1 protein-coding gene and 1 pseudogene are annotated in these 1026 nt (G+C 74.5%); one reads left to right on the forward strand and one right to left on the reverse strand.

Annotation, left to right across the window (positions count from 1 at the left end; all coding sequences use genetic code 11):
* Positions 1 to 402: pseudogene (locus EHS43_RS45070) on the reverse strand (hypothetical protein); the annotation flags it as partial.
* Positions 403 to 475: 73 nt separating this feature from the next.
* On the opposite strand from EHS43_RS45070, the gene EHS43_RS45075 reads away from it, so the two are divergent.
* Positions 476 to 1026 (forward strand): adenosylcobinamide-GDP ribazoletransferase (locus EHS43_RS45075; protein ID WP_148104367.1); only part of this gene is annotated, 551 nt, incomplete at its 3' end.

A 1026-nucleotide genomic window follows, 5' to 3' on the forward strand; every position in this document is an offset into this window, starting at 1 on the left:
CGCGAGCACCAGGCCGACCAGCGCCACGGTGAGGACGACGACCTCGACGCTCTTGCGGCCCTCCTCGCTCCAGTACACGTCGTCGAGGTGCAGGATCAGCGCGAACTCGTCCAGCACCAGCCCCGCGCCCATCCCGAAGAGCACCGCGCACAACCCCGCCCCGAAACCGTTCCGCCCGCTGGCGACCGCGCCGAAGCCGCCGACGACGGTCAGGACGACTCCCGGGACCACGTGGTGGATGTGCACACCGCCGGTACTGACGTTGCCGAAGGGCCCCTTGCCCGCCCGGATCAGCCGGGTGATGACCCGCGTGATCAGGAAGGTCAGCACGAACGCGGTCAGGGCGAGCAGCAGCGGCAGCTTCCCGGGTTCGACGATGTTGCGGTGCAGCCAGTGGCCCATGGACCCAGTGTCCGGTGCCGGGGGGTGGCCCGCCCGACGGCTACGGCGTCCGGGCTACCCTGCCGACGTGTCCATGACCCCACCCCCGCTCGACGGCCTCCGCTTCGCCTTCGGCACGCTCAGCGTGTTCCCCGTGAGGGTGACCCGCTGGGACCGGGAGGCGGCACGCGGCGGAATGCTGTGCGCCCCGCTGGTCGGGCTGGCGCTGGGGTGCGCCTCGGCGGCGGTGGGCGTCCTGCTCCTGTTCCTGGGCGGCTCCGCGCTGCTCGCCGCGGTCGCCACCGTGGCCGTACCGGCGGTCCTCACCCGGGGCCTGCACCTCGACGGCCTCGCGGACACCGCCGACGGCCTGGGCAGCGGCAAGCCCGCCGAGGACGCCCTGCGGATCATGAAGCAGTCGGACATCGGCCCCTTCGGCGTGATCGCCCTCGTCCTCGTGCTCCTCGCCCAGGTGGCCGCCCTGTCGCAGACGTACGGCGACTCGTGGGCCCGAGGTGCGGCGGCGACCGTGATCTCGGCGACCGCCGCCCGCCTGGCCCTGACCCTCGCGGCCCGCACCGGAGTCCCGCCGGCCCGGCCGGAAGGGCTCGGGGCCGCGGTGGCGGGGGTCGTCCCGGTCCGCGG

This window comes from Streptomyces sp. RP5T, from assembly GCF_003933965.1.
In the GTDB taxonomy this organism is placed as follows: Bacteria; Actinomycetota; Actinomycetes; order Streptomycetales; family Streptomycetaceae; genus Streptomyces.